Below are 3,129 nucleotides of genomic sequence, written 5' to 3'. Positions count from 1 at the left end.
AGCCAACTGGGGATTTAATGCGCCATCGACGGCCGAGCTGCGAGCCGGCCGATGGAGGCGCACATGGTCCGGCGCAAGGATCGCCCTGTGCTGCGCATGCAGGTGTCGTTCGAAGCGACAAGAACCGGCCCCCAACATCTGCTCGAGGCCTACGCCCATCTTGTGCCGACGATACGGCGCACGAAGCAACGGCAGAAGCGTCGAGCGGACCCCTCATCGAAGGTGACGAAAGCGATGACGAGATCGGGAGGTGAGCAATGACCGAGACGGCATGCTCACCCGAAGGCTCGCAAAGGGCATGAAAACACGACGGTCATTCTGATTCAGACACTCAACGGCGAGATCAAGCGCAGGACCGAGGTCGTCGGCATCTTCCCCAATGACGACGCCATCGTTCGCCTCGTCGGCGCCTTGCTGCTCGAACAGAACGATGAATGGGCCGTGCAGCGGGCCCGCTACATGACGCTTGAGACCATCAGCCAGATGAGCGATGATCCTCTCATCAGCCTGCCGGCAGTGGCGCGCTGATCATTCCGGCCCATGCCGGAGAGCACGGCGACCAATGCCGTCAGCTACACCACTCCAGTGGGCACGATCCGCAGGGGCTTCGAGCGCAGTTTGATGGGGCCAATCGCTATCACGGACTCGCTTTCATACTGTCCCTTAAAATGGTCGTCACGGTCGAAACAGAGAGCCTGCCGGATCGGCGCGCCCAGGTCCCGAGCCAGAGTAGCAAAGAGGGAATTGGAAGCATTGTTGGTGAGCGCGACAGTGGCCTTGATGTGCTTCACGCTCTTGCAACACGGCCTGGTCAAGGCTGAGACGATCAGTCCCTTGCCCACCCCTGTATTGCGCACCGCAGGATGCACAGCAATCTGCCACACGAAGAGCGTGGAGGGCTCGCTAGGCGGTCGATATGCCGACAGCCAGCCAACCACCTCCCCAGCTCGCTCCGCGACTGCGCAAGTGTCTGCGAAATGAGTGCAAAGCAGGAGTTCGCAGTAAAGCGAGTTGCGGGCTAGTTGCGGGCAGAGCTCGATGAGAGCCCAAACATCGGCTGCATGATTGCACGTCGGCTTTCGGAATGTCACCCGCTCCGACTTACCGTCGGATCGGCCTTGTCTGTCACCGGCCATCCACAGTCCTCCAGGAGAACCTATGGTCTTTTGTCCCGGACCTTCCGCATTTGCTAAACACTTTGGAGCAACTGGTACTGAGACGCCGGTACGCCCAGGTCGGACACGGCGCAATCCTCCCCCTGAGGGTTCGATTCTCGTTCCGGCAATTTGATTTTTGGGTATTTGTTTCTAGGACACGGTTTCCAGGCAAGTTCCGGAGCGAGAATCGTTTTTGTCCGCACGCCCACTTCTGGTATCGGTCCCTTGACGAAGGTGTCCGTATAGCAACCGAGACAAGCGTTCCTTCGGCCTCAAAAGCGTCAAGGTCGCTCAGGTCATTCACGGCCGATTGACCAAGAGGCGCGTTGAAGCCAAGTAGGCCAACCCCAGTGGCGCTGAAGGGTGTCGAAGCTCGCTGCGAATAGGGGCCTGAAGTTGAGCAAAACGTCTGCGTCTACACGACTTGTCTAGTGAGCGCCCGCCAAGCTCCGCTCCATCATCCCGGGTAGTCAGCTTTTCGCCACCTAATCCGAGCCTTACCGGGGAGCATTGGCGATCGGATCTATCAATTACGTGGTCCATGTGCTTAGTCCGCATATGATTAGTTGAAAGGCGACTGGTAGGGGCGATCCAAGGCGACGCTCGCCTCACGACATGGCAGTTCCTTCTGCCTGCGACGAATAGGTTTCAATAATCGTGCCATCTTCCCCATAGCTTCTGAATATTGTTTAACGACTTAACTTAAAGGAGTGGGCTACCCTGGTTGCCTGAACCACAAGCTGCGTCGCGGACGAGACAAACCGAACGGTCTTTGTCGGTTACCGAGCATTTTCCAGGGAAATGGACACGGACCTACTTCGGACTCTTCGTGGGACAGCTTTGCGCCGGCTTCGACACGGAAGCCGGCAGTGCCCGAATTGAGTTGGATCCTGCTCGTAAGAGTAAATGAGCCCCGCGCCGAAGCCGTAGAGTATCCGTCCGGCGTGTCGCGCCTTGTTCGGGTGATGAACGAGTGGTCTTAAGCGTGCTCTTATGAGCGCACTTAGGAGCAGTTGATGGGTCAGATCACGTTGCTCACGGGCCCCGAACGTCGGCGGCGGTGGAACGAGGAGGAACGGCGCCAGATTTTGGAGGAGGCGTTTTCGCCCGGAGCCTGTGTGACGCAGGTGGCGCAGCGGCATGACGTTTCGACGGCGCTGATCTACACATGGCATCGCAAGCTGCGCGAACGCGTCCCGGACCCGTGCCTTACTGAGGCGGTGGTTGTGGATGAAGACGTCGGCCATCCACTGGAGCACCGGCCGGCTATTGTCGTGGAGCTGGTAAAGGGCGGCCGGGTGAGCATCTTTGCGGGAGCGACGCCCACGCTGGTTACGGCAGTGGTAAGGCACTGCGGTGATCCCGTCGGGCGCGCGGGTGTGGCTGTCGATGGGCCACACCGATATGAGGAAGGGGTGGCGTCGCCTTAACTTGGGTTGGGCACGGGATGCCCCCCGATGTGGCCTCTTCACGCGGCTGTCGACAAAGCGATTTGCCTCCAGACGCCATAGCGGCGGCTCGAATGTCGCGGATCGGCGGCTATCAGATGTTTCCGGTGAAGATTGAAGAGGTTGGCGATCGGGCCATGGATGGAAACGAAGCGCTGGCATTGTCGTGCCGACTTGAACCGGATCATAGGATCATACGTCGTTCTCGCGTTCTCGCCGTCGAACTGCCAGATGAGAATTCTCCGCTCGGTTATTCAGCCCCTTATGCGATCGATGCTCGACACCTGGCATGATTTCCCTTTTGGCGGCATCGTAGGATCTGAGCTTGTCGGTGATCATGACGCGCGGCGTGATGCCTTGCCCTTTCAGCAGCTTTCGCATCAGCTTCAAGGCCGCCTTCTGTTCCGGCGGCTCTGGATCAGGTTCCGTCGCAAACTTTTCGGAAAGGTCATTGCTGCATGACGGCTGCTCCTGCTTTCCGGGAGTTTGTCATGTTCAAGGGCCGCCATTTTGATCGATCCGTG

At 58.8% G+C, this 3,129-nt stretch carries 2 protein-coding genes and 2 pseudogenes; 2 read left to right on the top strand and 2 right to left on the bottom strand.

Annotated elements, in window-relative coordinates:
- Positions 1-321: 321 nt before the first annotated feature.
- Positions 322-528: pseudogene (locus tag ACFFNA_RS35955) on the top strand (transposase); the annotation flags it as partial.
- A 44-nt stretch (positions 529-572) separates the two neighbouring features.
- On the opposite strand, the gene ectA reads toward ACFFNA_RS35955, so the two are convergent.
- Positions 573-1,136 carry a diaminobutyrate acetyltransferase gene (ectA, locus tag ACFFNA_RS35950; protein ID WP_378924709.1) on the bottom strand — a complete coding sequence of 188 codons (564 nt, stop codon included), beginning with the start codon at positions 1,134-1,136 and terminating at the stop codon, positions 573-575.
- Positions 1,137-2,173: 1,037 nt separating this feature from the next.
- Between ectA and tnpA the strand changes: the two genes are divergently transcribed.
- Positions 2,174-2,587, top strand: a complete 414-nt coding sequence (gene tnpA, locus ACFFNA_RS35945) for an IS66-like element accessory protein TnpA (protein WP_378924707.1) — start codon at positions 2,174-2,176, stop codon at positions 2,585-2,587.
- A 38-nt stretch (positions 2,588-2,625) separates the two neighbouring features.
- On the opposite strand, the pseudogene ACFFNA_RS35940 reads toward tnpA, so the two are convergent.
- Positions 2,626-3,027: pseudogene (locus tag ACFFNA_RS35940) on the bottom strand (DDE-type integrase/transposase/recombinase); the annotation flags it as partial.
- Positions 3,028-3,129 lie beyond the last annotated feature (102 nt).

Origin of the sequence: Mesorhizobium kowhaii, from assembly GCF_042431665.1 — a bacterium.
Classification (GTDB): domain Bacteria; phylum Pseudomonadota; class Alphaproteobacteria; order Rhizobiales; family Rhizobiaceae; genus Mesorhizobium; species Mesorhizobium kowhaii.
This window is presented reverse-complemented; position numbering and strand designations above follow the sequence as displayed.

Coding starts and splice junctions, on each gene's coding strand:
- ectA (WP_378924709.1), bottom strand. CDS start 1,136: ATGGCCGGTGACAGACAAGGCCGATCCGACGGTAAGTCGGAGCGGGTG.
- tnpA (WP_378924707.1), top strand. CDS start 2,174: ATGGGTCAGATCACGTTGCTCACGGGCCCCGAACGTCGGCGGCGGTGG.